Source organism: Mycetocola sp. TRD_SC_2, assembly GCF_055361225.1.
On record NZ_CM143954.1, the window covers coordinates 803,994 to 820,736 of the forward strand.

The following is a 16,743-nucleotide window of genomic DNA, read 5'->3' on the forward strand; positions in this document are numbered from 1 at the left end:
GCTCGATACCGGGCTGCTTCTGCGGCCCGGTACCGAGGAGGAAGCATGACCTGGTTGGTCACCGGTGGCGCCGGCTACATCGGCGCACACGTCGTCCGTGCGTTCACCGAACAGGGGATGAGTGTCGTCGTCCTCGATGACCTTTCGAGTGGCCACGCGTCCTTCCTGCCCGAGAACGTGCCATTCGTTCGCGGCAGTATTCTCGACAGCGCGTTGGTTGCGTCGACGCTCCGGGATCACGCGGTTACTGGCGTCGTGCACATCGCGGGTTTCAAGTACGCCGGGGTCTCTGTCGAGCGCCCGCTGCACACCTACGCGCAAAACGTGACGGGGACCCTCGTTCTTCTCGAAGCCATGGCCGAGCATGACGTTTCGCGGATCGTGTTCTCGTCGAGTGCCGCCGTGTACGGGACTCCCGACACCGACCTCGTCACCGAGGTGACTCCGAAGAGCCCGCAGTCGCCGTACGGCGAATCCAAACTCATCGGTGAATGGCTGCTCGCCGACCAGGGTGTTGCGGCCGGCCTCGCGCACACCTCGCTGCGCTATTTCAACGTTGTCGGGTCCGGCTATCCGGACATCTACGACACGAGCCCTCACAACCTGTTCCCGCTGATCTTCGAGGCGCTCCTGTCCGGGCGGACGCCCCGCATCTACGGCACCGACTACGCCACCCCAGACGGAACGTGCGTCCGCGATTACATCCACGTCGCCGACCTCGCTCATTCCCACGTCGCTGCCGCGCGGAGGCTCGACGCGGGCGAACCGATCGAGCCCGTCTACAACCTCGGCTCCGGCGACGGGGTATCGGTGGGTGAGATCATGACCGCTGTCCGCGACGTGACCGGGATCGACTTCACCCCCGAGCTCGCAGGCAGGCGCGCCGGTGACCCGGCGAGGATCGTGGCATCCGGTGATCTTGCGGCTCGGGACCTCGATTGGCGCATGCGGCACACGCTCGCCGAGATGGTCGACTCCGCCTACCGGGCACGCGCCGACGCCGCCACGACACGCCGGTAAAGGCCGCATGAACCCTCCATGGGGGGTTGAGGGTTTACTATCCGCGACTTGACGTGGGCGAACTACACCGGTGTAATTATGTCTAGCGCCGCGTGGCGCATGGGCAAAAAGTGGGGAGAGAGATATGTCACCTGAATATCGCTCTGGGGTTCCCGAGGACTGGTTCGTCGATCCGGTTCAATTGGGCGTGCCCGGTGTTCGCAAGAATACCGAAGACGACAACCCACTCGCCTGGCAGTCGGATTCGCTGTGCGCTCAGACCGACCCCGAGGCATTCTTCCCCGAAAAGGGCGGTTCCACTCGCGACGCCAAGCGCATCTGCACCAGCTGCGAAGTCCGTACGCAATGCCTCGAATACGCTCTCGAAAATGATGAGCGCTTCGGCATCTGGGGCGGCCTGTCCGAGCGTGAACGTCGCAAGCTGAAAAAACGCGCCGTCTGATCCTCCCTCAGGTGGCGATATCGTGCCACGCCGGACCAGTCGGCCGCCCAGTGCCCCCGCCGACATAGTCTGGACGCGATGTCTCCCCGAGTTACCGCAATCCTTGTCGTGCACGACGGCACCGGCCCCACCGGCACCGCTGGCCTTCAGGGCACCCTCGACGCGCTCGCGGGGCAGTCGCGAAAGCCGGATGCCGTCATCGCTGTCGCGTGCGACGCACCGTCGTCGGTCACCCTGGCCCTTGAACATGCCGGGGTCGACCGCATCGTCACCTCCGGGGAGCGGCTGAAATTCGGTTCGGCCGTCGCGGCGGGCGTGCGTGTCATCGAGCAGCCGGACGGCCCGGACGAATTCCTCTGGTTGCTCGCCCAGGACACACCTCCCGAACCCGATGCGCTCGAGAAGTTGCTCGGCGCGCTCGAGATCGCCCCCTCGGTTGCGATCGCCGGGCCCAAGATCAAGGACGCCGCCGACGGCGCGACCATCGTGTCGCTCGGAGAGTCCGTGACGCCGTTCGGCACGACCGTGGCGCTCGTCGAAAACGAACTCGACCAGGGCCAGCACGACAACGTCAGTGATGTCCTCGGCGTCGCCCCCGCCGGAATGCTCGTCAGGCACGCCGTCTGGGAGCACCTCGGCGGATTCGACCCCGCCCTCGGATCGGCCGACGACGCACTCGATTTCTGTACCAGGGCCAGGCTTTCCGGACACCGGGTCACCGTCGTTCCGTCGGCCACCGTGTTCAGCGGCGGAAGCGGGATCGCCGGTCCGGACCGGGCGGGCCGCCCCACGGCACGGCGCAGGCGCGCACGGCAGACCCGCGGAGCCCAGCTGTACCGACGGCTCGTGTACGCGCCGACCGCCATCGTCTGGCTGCACTGGCTCAGCCTTGTCCCCCTCGGCATCCTCCGTGGGCTCGCGCGCATCATCGGAAAACAGCCAGACCTCGTCGGCCCCGAGATCGCGGCGGCGTTCCGGGTTGCCTTCAGCCCGGTGAGGATCGCGCGGGCACGCAAGAATCTTCGGGACTCCAAGGCCGTCGGCTGGTCGTCGCTCGCCGCCCTCCGCATCCCGTTCGCCGAAGTCCGCAGGCGCAGGAGACTGCGCCGGGAATCCGGCGCCGTCGTCTACACCGTCGAACGCAGCGAGCTTCGATTCTTCACCGGGGGAGGCGCGTGGCTCGTCCTCGCGTCCGCGATCGTCGGGTCGGCGCTCTTCTTCCGGCTGCTGGCAGCATCCGCCATCGAGGGTGGCACCATCCTGCCGCTCTCGTCGGCGGTCGGTGACCTCTGGCAGAACATCGGCTATGGCTGGCGTGATATCGGGCTCGGTTTCACCGGTGCCGCCGATCCGTTCGCCGCCGTCATCGCCGTGCTCGGCACGCTCACGTTCTGGAACCCGTCGTACTCGCTCGTGCTCATCACGCTTCTCGCGCTTCCCCTCGCCACGCTCGGCGCCTGGTTTGCAGCCACCCGGCTCACCGAAGCGAGTGGCTACCGGCTTGTCGCTGCGGTGCTCTGGACCGTCGCGCCGACCTTTCTCGCCGCGCTCAGCGCCGGACACCTCTCCGGCATCCTCGTTCACCTTCTCCTTCCGTGGCTCTTTTACAGCGGATGCGCGGCGGCACGCTCATGGGGATCCGCTGCGGTCGCCTCCCTGATCCTCGCAGCGACAATCGCTGTCGCCCCCATACTGACCCCTGCCCTCCTGATCCTCTGGCTCATCGCTCTGTTGCTCTCCGGCAGACACCTCGCGCGGGTGGTCTGGCTGATCATCCCGAGCGCTGTTTTGTTCGCGCCACTGCTCTGGCAGCAGGGCGTTGTCAGGGGCAACTGGCTCGGACTGCTCGCGGATCCGGGCGTTCCCCTCGTCGCAACCCGTCCGACCGGGTGGGAATTGTTGCAGGGGCTTCCTGGCGGGAACCCGGCGTGGGCGTCGATCGCCGAAACCCTCGGGCTCTCCGCTCTCCCCGCGAGTCTTCTCGTCGCGGTTCTGCTTGCCCCCCTCGCCGTCATGGCCCTGCTTGCGCTGTTCCTGCCGGGCAGCGCGCGGGCGGCCGTTCTCGTTTTCACGGCACTGCTGGGTCTCGCGACCGCCGTCGGCGCGTCGCACCTTCTGATCAGCCTCACCGGTTCGCAGGCGGCATCCGCCTGGCCAGGGTCGGCGCTGAGCCTGTACTGGGTCGGCCTGGTTGGCGCGGCGGTCGTCGGATTCGACAGCCTGCGCCGTTCCGCCGCTCTCCCGGCACTCGTGATCGGTATCCTCGCGCTCGTCGTCGCCGCGCCGATGGCGACGAGTCTCGCGACCGGCGGCGCAATCACAGCGAGCAACGGCAGGACCCTTCCCGCGTATGTGGCAGCGGCGGCGTCTGTCGACCCGACGCTCCGAACCCTGGTGCTCACTCCCCAGCCCGACGGCGGGATCTCCGCGCGGCTCGTCGGCGGTGTCGGTCGGACTCTTGATACCCAGTCGACACTTCTGGCCACCAACCCGAGAGTGACCGATAACGATGAGAAGATTGCTGTTCTCGCCGCTAACCTCGTCTCCCAGGGCGGACTCGACCCGACCGCACTGCTGACCGAGTACCGGGTGCGATTCGTGCTTCTCACTCCGCCCACCCAGCAGGTGGGGGAGGACGTTGCGCCTCCCGCCGCCGGCATGACCGCTCGCGCGGCCACCTCGCTCGATTCGAATGCCATCCTCGCTCACGTCGGGCCCACCGACCGCGGAACTCTCTGGCGTTTCGAGGGTGACATCGCGAAGGCAGGTTCTGGCCCGAAGGATCCGCTCGTTTCCAGTCTTGTTCTCGTCAGCCTGGCTCTCGTCTTCGGCTTTGCGTTGCTCCTCGCCGTGCCGACCGCAGCATCGCGGCGGGCAGCGGAAAGCCGTCCTCGCGTGATCGGCAGGCGCGGGACGGACCCTGCGCCCCGCCTGACGCGGGCCGAACGCGCCGAGCTGAAAGCAGATGCCGAGGCAGAGAAGGCTGTTGAACTCGAACTTGCCGCGGAATCCGAATCCATCGAGGAGGCCGAAGCTGTTGCGGCGGCATCGGACGCTGCGGCACCGGAGAACGAACCGACCAGTGACAACGACCGGCCGGCTCTTGTGCCGAGCACCGCTGTCGAGAGCGAGAACAACGATGGCCGATAAGCGCAAAGCCGCCACGACAAGCGGGCGGGTGGTGACAGGCGTACTTGGTGTCGCACTCTTCGCCGGGGCCGGGTTGGCCGTCGGACAGGTCGAGGTTCCCATCCTCGCAGCCGACGTGCCACGGACGAGCGTGACTCCGACGGCATCCGACCAGACCCGACTGTGCCCAGGGCCGCTCCTGCGCCAGGAGATCGACGCGTCAGCCGGGAGCTTCGCGGCTCCGGCCCTCACGCTCGCAGCGCCGGAAGGCCGCGAACAGGTCACACTCACTGCCCCCGACAACATGAGCGGGGACCAGTTCGGGCTGCCGACGGTTATCACGTCATCGAGCGTCGACGGAGAGGATGTGCCGCTCGTCGCTGCAGCCCAGTCACAGCGTGCGGACCTCGACGACCTCACCGGCTTTGCCGCAACCGCGTGCGGCGAAGTCAGCGCGGACAGCTGGCTTGTCGCCGGCTCAACCGACGTGGGACGGACGAGCCTGCTGTCGCTCAGCAACCCGACTCGTGCCGACGCCGTGATCGATCTGTCGTTCTTCGGAGAGACCGGTGAGATCGAAGCACCGGGGTCGGGAGGAATCATCGTGCAGGCGGGGGAAAGCAGGGTCTTCTCTGTTGCGAGCTTCGCCCCGAGCGTTCGGAACCCCGTGATCCGGGTCCAGACCACCGGTGGACAGGTGTACGCCAGTCTCCAGCACAGTGTCGTCCGAGGGATCACCCCCGGCGGTGTCGAGCTGTCTGCACCGACTGCTCCGCCGGCGACGACTCAGATACTGCCGGGCGTCGTGATTCCGGCGACCGCTCCGACCACGGTCGGAGAGACCTACGACGACAGCATCAGCGCTTTACGTCTCTTCGTTCCCGGCAGCGAGGCCGCCCGGGTTCTCATCACCTTCGCGAGTGAATCCGGGGGAACAGCACCACAGCCCCTCGACTACGCGATCGAGGCCGGCGTGGTCAACGAGATCCCGCTGTCCAACCTCGCCGCAGGAAGCTACTCGATTTCCATGAGATCTGACCTGCCTGTCGTCGCCGCCGCGCGAACGACCGCCATCGCCGGCGAGTCGGGCGATTTCGCCTGGTTCGTTGCATCCGCCCCGATCGACGCCGACTTCACCCTCGCTGTCGCACAGGGAGACGGGCCGAGACTCCACCTGTTCAACCCGACGGATGCCGCTGTCGACGTGGTGCTCAACGGACCGAACGGGGCCGAAACCCGCATTGTCGTACCCGCTGAACAGGGCGTCGTGACACCGGTGGGCGGCGGTGCGGCGTACACCGTCACTGGTGCAGAGGGAGTGCACGCGCAGATCAGCTTCGAGGGTCCCGGTGCACTCTCGGCGTACGGGATCCAACCTGCCAACCCGCTGGCGACACCGGTGACGGTCTACCCGAGGTAGGCATCCCGCCCGGATAGAGCTAGAAGTGGAAGCGGTCGGGACCGAGGTCCCACGGGTCCTTGCCGATCAGTTCGGCCGTCGCCCGGAACACACAACTTTCGATCATCATCCTCTGGTGCAGTTCGTCGTCTCGGTGCAGCTTGCTCATTCGCTGGATCGGCAGGCGGTACAGCACAATCCTGCGCTCTGAAGCGCTCGTCCACCAGCGGGGCACCGTTCCATCCGGTGAGGTGCCGAGCGGCATCGCCCCGACCTCGTACCGAACGTTCGTCAGGTCGTCCGGCCAGGCGCTGCGCAGAAAATCGGCGGCGGCAGCGACCGTCATATCGAAAGTGTCGATCCGGTTCTTGAGCGGGTCGAGGTGAGGGCCCGTCGCGGCGCTGCGTTCCGATCGACCGTGCCGGTCGTGCCTGACCGCGCGCCGGGTATAGCCCGTGCTCCGGGAAGTGCGTCTGGCCATGACGCCATCCTATTCGTCTGGAGCGGCGAGGTTCCCGGGTTCGGGCGCCCCGGGCTTGTATGGTGATGAGAATGTTTGACAGGCCCTGTTCGAAAGTCGGATGCTCCCGCGACGCGGTATCGACACTCACCTATGACTATGGTGACTCGATGGCGGTGCTCGGCCCCCTGTCGCTCGCCCGGGAGCCGCACACGTACGACCTGTGCTCGATCCACGCCGAGCGGATGAGCGCACCACAGGGCTGGCAGGTCGTGCGGCACCAAATGCTGCGCGACGTCGGTTCGTCCGCCTAGCAAGCTCTCGGGGAACGCGCCGGTGCGTCTGCGAGAATGGGGTCATGACGATTACCCCTCCTCGTGCATCCGCCACTTCTCTCCCGTTCCAGGTCCGCGACCTCTCGCTCGCTGAAGCGGGTCGCCACCAGATCCGGCTGGCCGAGAACGAGATGCCCGGCCTCATGGCCCTCCGTGAGGAGTTCGGTACTTCACAGCCCCTCGCCGGTGCCCGCATCGCCGGTTCGCTGCACATGACCGTGCAGACCGCCGTGCTCATCGAAACCCTCACAGCCCTCGGCGCGCGTGTGCGCTGGGCGAGCTGCAACATCTTCTCCACCCAGGATGAAGCCGCCGCCGCGATCGCCGTCGGCCCGACCGGGACCGTCGACGAGCCGGCCGGAGTGCCGGTGTTCGCCTGGAAGGGCGAAACCCTCGAAGAGTACTGGGCCTGCGCCGAGCAGATCTTCGACTGGTCCGCTGAAGCAGCCGAAGAGGGCGCGGACTGGACCGGCCCCAACATGATCCTCGACGACGGCGGAGACGCCACCCTCCTCGTGCACAACGGCCGCTCGTACGAGCTTGCCGGTGCCGTTCCGGAGACGACAGACGCCGACAGCACCGAGGGTCGCGTCGTCCTCGACCTGCTGCGCCGCTCGCTCGCTCAGTCGCCCGACCGCTGGACGAAGGTCGGAGCGGAGCTTCTCGGGGTCACCGAGGAGACCACGACCGGCGTTCACCGCCTCTACGAACTCTTCAAAAACGATGAGCTCCTGTTCCCGGCGATCAACGTCAACGACTCGGTCACGAAGAGCAAGTTCGACAACAAGTACGGCATCCGCCACTCGCTCCCCGACGGGCTCAACCGCGCCACCGACGTTCTCATCGGCGGTAAGGTCGCGTTCGTCGTCGGCTACGGCGACGTCGGTAAGGGAGCGGCTGAGGCCCTCCGCGGCCAGGGTGCTCGCGTCATCGTCTCAGAGGTCGACCCGATCTGCGCTCTGCAGGCGGCGATGGACGGGTACCAGGTCGCGCGCATCGAGAGCGTGATCGACCAGGTCGACATCTTCGTCACCGGTACAGGCAACGTCAACGTCATCACCACGGAGCACATGCTCCGGATGAAGCACCAGGCGATCGTCGCGAACGTCGGCCACTTCGACAACGAAGTGGACATGGCGGGGCTCGAATCCCTCGAGGGTGCCGAGCGGGTGGAGATCAAGCCTCAGGTGCACGAATGGCGACTGCCCACCGGCCGGTCGATCCTCGTTTTGAGCGAAGGGCGCCTGATGAACCTCGGGAACGCCACGGGGCATCCGTCTTTCGTCATGAGCAACTCGTTCACGAACCAGGTGCTCGCCCAGATCGAGCTCTTCGCCCACCGCGAGAACTACCCCGTCGGCGTGTACGTGCTGCCGAAGCACCTCGATGAGAAGGTCGCGCGGCTTCACCTCGGTGCCCTCGGCGTCGAACTGACGACGCTCTCCGAGGAGCAGGCCGCGTACATCGGCGTCACGGTCGACGGCCCGTACAAGGTCGACCACTACCGCTACTAGGGTTCATCGCCGCGAGTTGCCGGAAAACGCGGGTGCACGAGCGCGTGCACCCGTTTTTTCGGGCAACTCGCGGTTGTCAGCGGTCGGGAAAGCCGTGCGGGCGGCCGGTCAGCACCGGCGCGACCCGGGCGAGGCGTTCGCGCTCGAGCATGTGGGCCGCGTACTCGCGATCGCGGCGCGCGGCGGCGACCGCGTAGAGGAATTGCTCCGGGTCGACGTTCGGGACCGGTGAGACCCAGGCGGATGCCTCGACGGCAAGATCGCGCGCAAGTCGCGCGCGCGTCGCCGGCGTCAGCTTGGGAGCCTGCTTGAGGAACTGGGCGATGCGGCGCGACAGCCGGTCAGGCATCCGTCCCACATCCGCCAGTTCAGCCCACGCGGCGAGGGCAGGCGGCATACCGAACACGGGCTCGGTGACACGGGGAACGCGCTCCTGCTGGGCGTACGTGCCCGCGAGGAGGTCGCCGAGTCGCTTCGACCGGCCGGTCAGCAGTCCCGTCAGGGCGGCAACGCCTCCGAGGGTCATGTAGATCTCGAGGAACCCGGTCACCGCGCGGATGAACGCGTGCCTGAATCCTGCAGCTCCGCCGTCGTCTCGGACGATCCGAGCGCCGACGGCGAGTTTTCCGAGGGAGCGGCCCCTGCTGAGGGTTTCGACCGCCGTCGGCACCACGACACAGCAGAAGACGATGATCGATGTGCTGAACGCTGCGGTCGCCGACTGGTCGATCACGCCCTGCACCGCGAGCATGAAGAGCAGCCAGAACAGCAGGGCCGCGAGGATCACGGTCGCGAGGAAGTCGATGATCGCACCGGCGGCGCGGAGGATGAAGCTCGTCGACTGGACGTCGAGGGCGACGGCCTCCCCGGTGAGAAGCTCGGACGAGTCCGGCGTGTTCGAAAGTGTGCCGACGGGCTCTGCCATGAATAGTATCTAAGCAGATGGATCTCGATGCCTACAGCGCCGCCCACCGCGAAGAGTGGAGCCGCCTTGACGCTCTCGCGTCGAAGCGGAGTTTGTCGGGCGCCGAAGCCGACGAGCTGATCGACCGCTATCAGGCCGGCGCCACCCAGCTGTCGGCGATCAAAACGACGGCGGGTTCGACCGTGCACGGCGATCGGCTGAGCGTCAGTCTCTCCCGCGCACGATTGCGCTTCACCTCCGCCGGCTCGAACGTCTCGAGCCAGGTGCCGCGCTTCTTCGTGCTGCAGCTTCCTGCAGCGCTGTACCGGTTGCGCTGGCTCACCCTCGCCGTCGCGCTCAGCACGATCCTCGTCGCAGGACTCTGGGCGGCGTGGATCCTCGGGGACCCCCAGGTCCTCGCGAACCTCGGCAGTACGGCCGAACTGCAGCAGCTCGCTGAAGAGGACTTCGCCAACTATTACTCCGACAACCCGGCGGCATCCTTCGCCGGACAGGTCTGGACCAACAACGCGTGGATCGCTGCCCAGTGCATCGCCTTCGGCGTTACCGGTGTCTGGGTTCCGTACGTGATCCTGATGAACGCGCAGAACCTCGGTGTCACCGCCGCCGTCCTGTTCAGCTTCGGCCACGGCGACACGTTCTTCCTCTACATCGCCCCGCACGGGATGCTCGAGCTCACCGCGATCTTCGTCGCAGCGGCCGGTGGTCTGCGCATCTTCTGGGCGTGGGTCGCGCCGGGCAACCGCACGAGGGGGCAGGCTCTCGCCCAAGACGCGCGTTCACTCTTCACCGTCGCCATCGGCCTCGTGCTCGTCCTGCTCGTCGCCGGAATCCTCGAGGGATTCGTCACCCCGCAGCCGTGGCCGTGGCCCGTGAAGATCGGGCTCGGCGCTTTCGCCCTCGGGGCGTTCCTGTTCTACATGCTCGTCGTCGGCCGCCGCGCATACCGCGCGGGGGAGACCGGGGACCTGACCGCATTCGAAGCGGGAGCATCCCGCCTGTATGCCGACTGACGGCATGCCAGTTTTGAATGGTTCAAGATAGAGGCTAGGCTCGAGTCATGACCACGGCGAGCACGACCCCCCAGCGCGAACTGCTGCGCTCGGCCGGGCTCCGGGCAACCGACCAGCGTCTCGCCGTGCTTCGCGCTCTTGAAACCTCCCCGCACGCTGACGCCCACACCGTCTTCCAGTCCGTGCTGCCCGACCTGCCCGACACCTCACTGCAGGCCGTCTATGGTGTGCTCGGCGCGCTGACGGATGCCGGGCTGGTGCGACGGATCGAACCGGCCGGGTCCCCGGCGCGCTACGAATTGCGTGTCGGTGACAACCACCACCACATCGTCTGCTCGAAATGCGGAGCGATCGGGGACGTGGATTGCGCCGTTGGTTCCGCTCCGTGCCTGACGCCGGTGGACACATCCGGGTTCACTCTCACCACGGCCGAGGTGACCTACTGGGGCCTGTGCCCCGATTGCGCTGCTGCGCCCCTCACCTGACCCCTGTCTTACGCAACAGGCTGCATCGCGCTGCCTGACGCTGCCCCCTGCCCCGACCAGCATCACCAAGGAGATACATGTCCGACACCTCGTACACCACCACAAACACCGGAACCCCGGTCGCCGCCGACTCACAGTCGCTGACCGTCGGAGCAGACGGCGCGATCCCGCTGATCGACAGCTACCTGACCGAGAAGCTCGCGCACTTCAACCGCGAGCGTGTGCCGGAGCGTGTTGTACACGCCAAGGGTGGCGGAGCGTTCGGTGTCTTCGAGACAACGGAGGACGTGTCGCGGTTCACCCGCGCAGCACTCTTCCAGCAGGGCGCGTCGACCGACATGCTCGCGCGCTTCTCCACCGTCGCCGGTGAGCAGGGGTCGCCTGACACCTGGCGCGACCCGCGCGGATTCGCGCTCAAGTTCTACACCTCTGAGGGCAACTACGACCTCGTCGGCAACAACACCCCGGTGTTCTTCATCCGCGACGGCATCAAGTTCCCCGACTTCATTCACTCGCAGAAGCGCCTGCCGGGTTCGAACCTGCGCAACAACGACATGCAGTGGGACTTCTGGAGCCAGTCTCCCGAGAGCGCACACCAGGTCACCTGGCTCATGGGCGACCGTGGCCTCCCGGCATCCTGGCGCCAGATGGACGGCTTCGGCTCGCACACCTACCAGTGGATCAACGCCGAAGGCGAGCGCTTCTGGGTGAAGTACCACTTCAAGACCAACCAGGGCATCGCCGTGCTGAGCGCGGACCAGGCCACCGAGATCGCCGGCCAGGACGCTGACTACCACCAGCACGACCTGTACACGAACATCGCCGACGGCAACTTCCCGAGCTGGACGCTGTCCGTCCAGGTCATGCCGTACGAAGACGCGAAGACCTACCGGTTCAACCCGTTCGACGTCACCAAGGTCTGGCCGCACGCCGACTACCCGCTGATCAAGGTCGGCACCATGACGCTCAACAGGAACGCCGAGAACTACTTCGCCCAGATCGAGCAGGCGACCTTCTCGCCGGCGAACTTCGTCCCAGGAATCGCCGCGAGCCCCGACCGGATGCTCCAGGCCCGGATCTTCTCCTACGCGGATGCCCAGCGCTACCGCGTCGGTGTGAACCACGCCCAGCTCCCGGTGAACGCGGCGAAGACCCAGGTCAACACGTACTCGAAGGACGGCGCGGCCCGGATCGACTTCCCGCCGGCAGACCGCCCGGTGTATGCCCCGAACTCGTTCGGTGGACCGCACGCAGACGCGGCTCGCGCGGCTGAGTCCACCGGGTGGCAGAACGACGGCGAGCTGCTGCGTACCTCGGCCACACTGCACCCCGAGGACGACGATTTCGGCCAGGCCGGAACGCTCTACCGCGACGTCATGGACGACGCGGCGAAGGCCCGCCTGCTCGCGCAGATCACCGGCCACGTCGGTGCTGTCCAGAACGCTGAGATCCGTGCGCGTGCCATCGCGTACTGGTCGAACGTCGACATCGAGCTTGGTTCGAAGCTCGGCGCTGCACTCGCAGCCGCCCACGTCGCCGTCTAGGCACGACTGACAAACAGGGCCCGGCATCCGCATCGCGCGGGTGCCGGGCCCTTCGTCGTTTCACGAATACACCCGGCGAAGACCCAAACACCCGGTGCGCCGGGTGTTCTCGTCCAGGACGAGTGAAAACGCGCGGGGTCAGAGGCGCCCGGCCGCCTTGAGGGCGAGGTAGCGGTCGGCGAGGGCAGGCGGGAGCTCAGACGGTGACGCCGTCACGACCTCAGCTCCCATCTGACGGATGGCGTCAGAGACCCGGGAGATGTCGAGCAGCGCGCGCTCCGCGGCGGCGGCGAGGTACACCTCGTCCCGGTTCCCGCGCTGACGGCTGGCATCGAGGGCAGCGGGGTCGGTGACGGATGCCACGACCACGATGTGCCGTTTCGTCAGCTGGGGGAGCACAGACAGCAGGGCGGTGGATGCGCCGGGCGCGTCGACCGAGGTGAGCAGAACGATGAGGGAACGCTGGCTCGTCACTCCGCGCACGAGGGCGGGAACGGCCGCCCAGTCCATCTCGAGCAGTTCCGGTTCGATGGGGGCGAGGGCATCCACCATCTTCGCCATCAGGTCCGCGCCGGTCGCGCCCTGGACGCGTGCGCGCATCCGCCGGTCGTAGGCAAGCAGGTCGACGCGGTCGCCCGCGCGCGTGGCGAGCGCGGCAAGAAGCAGGGATGCCTCGAACGCGGTGTCGATGCGCGGTTCGTCCGCGATCCGGGCGGCGGACGTGCGACCGGTGTCGAGGACGAGTACCACTCTCCGATCGCGCTCGGGACGCCAGGTTCGGACGACGACGTCGCGCCTCCTGGCGGTCGCCCTCCAGTCGATCGACCGAACGTCGTCGCCGCGGACGTACTCTCGCAGCGAGTCGAATTCGGTGCCCTGGCCGCGGACCATCACGCTTGTCGCTCCGTCGAGTTCACGGAGCCTGGCGAGCCGGGGTGGCAGATGCTTTCGGGCGTGGAACGGCGGAAGCACCCGGATCCGGCCGGGGCACTTGAGCGTCGCCTGCCGCGCCCATAGTCCCAGCGGCCCGAAGGAGCGCACGGTGACGAGTTCGACGTTGCGCTCACCGCGGCGGAAGGGCGTGAGCGGAACGGACACGAGCCGGCGTTCTCCTGCCGGAATTGTCACCCGGGTCCTGGCGATGGCCGCTCCCGCTGACGGCTGCCAGGCATCACGGACGATTCCCCGCAGGGTACGCCCGCCGCGGTTGGTGAGGTAGAGCTCGCTCGTCACTGTTTCGCCGAGCCTCGTGCGTGGCGGAAGAGACCTCGAGGTTGTGATGAGGCGGGGGGATGCCGCGAGCGAAAGGTCGAGGATGCCGAGCGCAAGAACGAACAGCAGCCACACCCCGAGAACGACGCCAGGCTCGCCCGTGAGCATGCCCAGCGCGATGACCGGAACGACGCCGAGGGCGACGAGCGCGACAAACCTCCCCGAGACGGTCATCTAGATCGGCACCTGCACCTGCTGCATGATCGAGCGAAGGATGGCGTCGGATGCAACACCCTCGAGTTCCGCTTCCGGGCGCAACTGCAGCCGGTGCCTCCAGACGGGAAGAACCATTGCCTGCACGTGGTCGGGGGTGACCCACGAGTAGCCGCTGAGCCATGCCCACGCTTTCGCTGCGGAGAGCAACGCTGTCGTCCCACGCGGGCTGACACCCATGCGAACGGAGGGGCTCCGTCGGGTGGCCCTGGCGAGGTCGACGATGTAGCTGAGGACGTCAGGGCTCACTCCCGTCGCGGCCGCAGCGACCTGTGCTTCGGCAAGGTCCGCGGCGCCGAGGACGGCGGTGACACCGGCACCCGCGAGGTCGCGAGGGTTGAATCCGGCGGAGTGTCTCCGCAAAACCTCGACCTCGATGTCGCGCTCGGGAACGTCGAGGACGAGTTTGAGCAGGAACCGGTCGAGCTGGGCTTCCGGCAGCGTGTACGTGCCTTCGTATTCGATCGGGTTCATGGTCGCAGCGACGACGAAGGGCTCAGCCAGCGGCTGCGTGACGCCGTCCGTGGAGACCTGGCGTTCCTCCATTGCCTCGAGAAGTGACGATTGCGTCTTCGGGGGAGTCCGGTTGATTTCGTCGGCGAGAAGGATGTTGGTGAACACCGGCCCACGGCGGAACTCGAACTCCCCGGTCTTCGCGTCGTACACGAGCGAGCCCGTGACGTCGCCCGGCATGAGGTCCGGGGTGAATTGCACCCGCTTGGTGTCGAGGTCGAGCGCCTGGCTGAGCGTGCGGACGAGGAGCGTCTTCGCGACGCCGGGCACGCCCTCGAGGAGCACGTGACCTTTCGCGAGGAGGGCGACAAGGAGGCCGCTCACGGCTGCCTCCTGCCCGACGACCGCCTTGCCGACCTCCCGGCGCACCTGCGCGAGTTTTGCCCGAAGTTCGGCGTTCCGCGGCGACTCGGACTCCGCCTCGGCTGGCCGGCGATGGGGAGCGTTGGCTTCACTCGCCGCGCGCGTGGAGTGCTGTTGCTGTTGAGGGTAGCCCTGGGGCGCACCGGTGTTGCTCGGGTAGCCCTGCGGGTTCGGCTGGCCGGAGCCCTGCGGATACGGCTGGCCGTGTGGTGTCGGTATGGTCATGTCGCGTTCTTCCGGTTCGGTCGTACGGGTCTGGACAAAGTTTTAGCGTGCTGTCGTCGGAGGCCGGGGATCGACGGCGGCGGTGACCGCTGTCTCCAGGTCCCGGAGCGCGTCGGAGAGCGCGACGACCTCTCGCTCAGAGGCCGGGAGAGCGTCGAGAAGGATGCTCCGCACCTCGCCGGGGTTCCGTCCGAGCACGGAGGCGACGGCATCCGACACCTCGGGGACGCTCGCGTGGCGGGAAAGCCCGAGCGTATTCCCGAGGCGGCCCACGGTGCCGATCCTCAGCGCGTCGATGGCACGCGTTCTCGCGGCGGTCCGCTGGTACAGCCTCGAACGGCCCTCCATCGTCTCTCCGGAGGGAACGATGACCGGGAGGTCCTCGGCGACGAGGGGCCCGAAGCGGCGGCCCCGCCAGAACATGGCGACGAAGACAGTGATCGCGAGGAGCGATGTGACGGGGACGAGCCATGGAGGAGTCAGTTCCTGCAGGCTGGGCGGGCCGGTTGCTTCCACGTCGGCAACGGACGGAAGGAACCAGACGAGCCGTTCGTTTCCGCCGAGCAATCCCAGCGCGAGCGCGGCGTTGCCGTGGAGGATGACGGCGTCGTTCGAGAGGAGCTCTGCGGGTCCCAGCAGCGCGAGCGTGTTCCCGCCGTCGGGAATGGTGACCAGACCGAACCCTCCGGTCTCGGCGGGGAAGCAGCCCGTGGCATCCGGGTTGCCGGGCGTATCGAGAAGGGGCCCGGCGCTGATCGAACCGGCGCGCTCGGCCACGGCGAGATCGCAGGCGGCCTCGAGGGTCTCGTCCGGGTCCGTTTTTCCTGCGGCGTTGACACCGGGAGCGAGGGCCTGCAGCTGGCGGAACCCCGGGCCCAGGATCACGACATCAGCAGCTTCCTCGGTGAGGGTGGTGAGTCGCTCGGCGGACAGGTAGCCGGAGGGGTCGTAGATCGCGAGGGTCGTGCCCGGTTCGCCGGACTCAGCGATGGCGTCGTCGTATCCGTCCGGAAGGAGAACATTGACGCCTTCGTCGCGGAGTACTTCGGCGACGGCTTTCGCACCGGTGGGCGCCGCGCTCGTTGGATCGAGGAGCAGTTCGCTCGCCGCGCCACCCCGGGTGAGAAGGAGCGTCGCGGTCACCACGAGGATGCATACGACGCCGACCCCGGCCCAGAACAGCCCGCGCCGCGCGACGGTCCGTGCCCGCGGGGTCAGGACGGCGGAATCGGCGGGAGCAACATCCGTTGTTGTCATGCGGGCACCTCGGTGTCCACCGCTTCGTGCCGGTCAGGGGATTCTCCCTGCAACCGTGCGTCGAGACGACGCACGCGCTCATAGTCGTCGGCGGTTCCCTGCTGGCCGAGGTAACGAACCCCATCGAAGATCGCAGCCGCGTCCGCAAGGTCGTCGGATGCAGCCGGGAACGCCACCGAGGAACGGAGGGCGAAGTCATGCGCGGTGGTACCGGGGCTCACGAGCACGATGGTGCGTTCGGACAGTCCCCGGGCGAGCGCACGGAACTGTTCGAGAATGGCGAGCGTCCAGTCGCCAGCCGATGCGGCCGCGGCCGCATCCCGCCGGAGCTCTTCCGCGTTCCGACGATCTTCGTCACCGAACAGTCCGGTCGCAGCGGCACTCCGACGATTCACGCGCGGAACGCCCCAGATCAACAATGCGGTGATGAGCCCTGCGACGACGAGACCGACGATCGCGACGGGCAGCCAGTCGAGCGGAACCGATTCTCCCGGCTGGAAGAGCCGCAGTAGCCACTCGAAGAACCGCTGGCTCAGGATGTCGAACAAGCTGGGTCGCGCGGCGGCATATTCGGGCTTCGACAGTTCCTCGAGAAGCCAGTCCCGTGCCTCGGGTGCATCGGGCACGACCGGGA

General features: G+C 67.3%; 15 protein-coding genes. 9 read left to right on the forward strand and 6 right to left on the reverse strand.

Annotated features, from left to right (window positions below; all coding sequences use genetic code 11):
* Nucleotides 1–45 precede the first annotated feature (45 nt).
* The 4 genes from galE to ACWA1Q_RS03795 all read left to right on the forward strand — a co-directional run bounded on the left by galE (nucleotide 46) and on the right by ACWA1Q_RS03795 (nucleotide 6,011).
* A complete protein-coding gene (gene galE, locus ACWA1Q_RS03780) occupies nucleotides 46–1,020 on the forward strand; it encodes a UDP-glucose 4-epimerase GalE (protein WP_463759655.1) in 975 nt (324 codons plus the stop codon).
* Nucleotides 1,021–1,144: 124 nt separating this feature from the next.
* Complete coding sequence (locus tag ACWA1Q_RS03785) at nucleotides 1,145–1,462, forward strand: WhiB family transcriptional regulator (RefSeq protein ID WP_121671405.1); 318 nt, start codon at nucleotides 1,145–1,147, stop codon at nucleotides 1,460–1,462.
* A gap of 78 nt (nucleotides 1,463–1,540) precedes the next feature.
* On the forward strand, nucleotides 1,541–4,612 hold the full coding sequence (locus ACWA1Q_RS03790) for a glycosyltransferase family 2 protein (protein ID WP_463759656.1): 3,072 nt from the start codon (nucleotides 1,541–1,543) through the stop codon (nucleotides 4,610–4,612).
* Nucleotides 4,602–6,011, forward strand: coding sequence for a DUF5719 family protein (locus ACWA1Q_RS03795; protein WP_463759658.1), 1,410 nt, complete (start codon nucleotides 4,602–4,604; stop codon nucleotides 6,009–6,011). The genes ACWA1Q_RS03790 and ACWA1Q_RS03795 overlap by 11 nt, the downstream gene beginning before the upstream one ends.
* Nucleotides 6,012–6,030: 19 nt before the next feature.
* Here the strand turns inward: ACWA1Q_RS03795 and ACWA1Q_RS03800 are convergent, their stop codons facing one another.
* Entirely contained in the window at nucleotides 6,031–6,471 is a 441-nt protein-coding gene (locus ACWA1Q_RS03800) for a metallopeptidase family protein (RefSeq protein WP_463759659.1), read from the reverse strand.
* 71 nt (nucleotides 6,472–6,542) lie between these two features.
* Here ACWA1Q_RS03800 and ACWA1Q_RS03805 point away from each other — a divergent pair, with 71 nt between their 5' ends.
* Nucleotides 6,543–6,764, forward strand: coding sequence for a DUF3499 family protein (locus tag ACWA1Q_RS03805; protein WP_463759660.1), 222 nt, complete (start codon nucleotides 6,543–6,545; stop codon nucleotides 6,762–6,764).
* Nucleotides 6,765–6,808: 44 nt separating this feature from the next.
* A complete protein-coding gene (gene ahcY, locus ACWA1Q_RS03810) occupies nucleotides 6,809–8,299 on the forward strand; it encodes an adenosylhomocysteinase (RefSeq protein ID WP_463759662.1) in 1,491 nt (496 codons plus the stop codon).
* A 76-nt stretch (nucleotides 8,300–8,375) separates the two neighbouring features.
* Here ahcY and ACWA1Q_RS03815 read toward each other — a convergent pair whose 3' ends face one another.
* Nucleotides 8,376–9,224 carry an RDD family protein gene (locus ACWA1Q_RS03815; protein WP_463759664.1) on the reverse strand — a complete coding sequence of 283 codons (849 nt, stop codon included), beginning with the start codon at nucleotides 9,222–9,224 and terminating at the stop codon, nucleotides 8,376–8,378.
* Nucleotides 9,225–9,241: 17 nt separating this feature from the next.
* On the opposite strand from ACWA1Q_RS03815, the gene ACWA1Q_RS03820 reads away from it, so the two are divergent.
* The 3 genes from ACWA1Q_RS03820 (at nucleotide 9,242) to ACWA1Q_RS03830 (ending at nucleotide 12,266) form a co-directional block, all read left to right on the forward strand.
* Nucleotides 9,242–10,237: a stage II sporulation protein M gene (locus tag ACWA1Q_RS03820; protein WP_463759665.1), complete on the forward strand. Its 996-nt coding sequence runs from the start codon at nucleotides 9,242–9,244 to the stop codon at nucleotides 10,235–10,237.
* Nucleotides 10,238–10,284: 47 nt separating this feature from the next.
* Complete coding sequence (locus tag ACWA1Q_RS03825; RefSeq protein WP_463759667.1) at nucleotides 10,285–10,722, forward strand: Fur family transcriptional regulator; 438 nt, start codon at nucleotides 10,285–10,287, stop codon at nucleotides 10,720–10,722.
* A gap of 77 nt (nucleotides 10,723–10,799) precedes the next feature.
* Nucleotides 10,800–12,266 (forward strand): catalase, encoded by a 1,467-nt coding sequence (locus tag ACWA1Q_RS03830; RefSeq protein WP_463759668.1) that lies wholly within the window; start codon nucleotides 10,800–10,802, stop codon nucleotides 12,264–12,266.
* 138 nt (nucleotides 12,267–12,404) lie between these two features.
* Here the strand turns inward: ACWA1Q_RS03830 and ACWA1Q_RS03835 are convergent, their stop codons facing one another.
* From ACWA1Q_RS03835 to ACWA1Q_RS03850, 4 genes are read right to left on the reverse strand one after another with little or no spacing between them, the layout of a single operon-like run.
* Nucleotides 12,405–13,712 carry a DUF58 domain-containing protein gene (locus ACWA1Q_RS03835; RefSeq protein WP_463759670.1) on the reverse strand — a complete coding sequence of 436 codons (1,308 nt, stop codon included), beginning with the start codon at nucleotides 13,710–13,712 and terminating at the stop codon, nucleotides 12,405–12,407.
* Nucleotides 13,713–14,852 carry an AAA family ATPase gene (locus tag ACWA1Q_RS03840; protein ID WP_463759671.1) on the reverse strand — a complete coding sequence of 380 codons (1,140 nt, stop codon included), beginning with the start codon at nucleotides 14,850–14,852 and terminating at the stop codon, nucleotides 13,713–13,715.
* 42 nt (nucleotides 14,853–14,894) lie between these two features.
* Nucleotides 14,895–16,109, reverse strand: coding sequence for a DUF4350 domain-containing protein (locus ACWA1Q_RS03845; RefSeq protein ID WP_463759672.1), 1,215 nt, complete (start codon nucleotides 16,107–16,109; stop codon nucleotides 14,895–14,897).
* Nucleotides 16,106–16,735: a DUF4129 domain-containing protein gene (locus tag ACWA1Q_RS03850; protein WP_463759674.1), complete on the reverse strand. Its 630-nt coding sequence runs from the start codon at nucleotides 16,733–16,735 to the stop codon at nucleotides 16,106–16,108. The genes ACWA1Q_RS03845 and ACWA1Q_RS03850 overlap by 4 nt, the downstream gene beginning before the upstream one ends.
* Nucleotides 16,736–16,743: the final 8 nt, after the last annotated feature.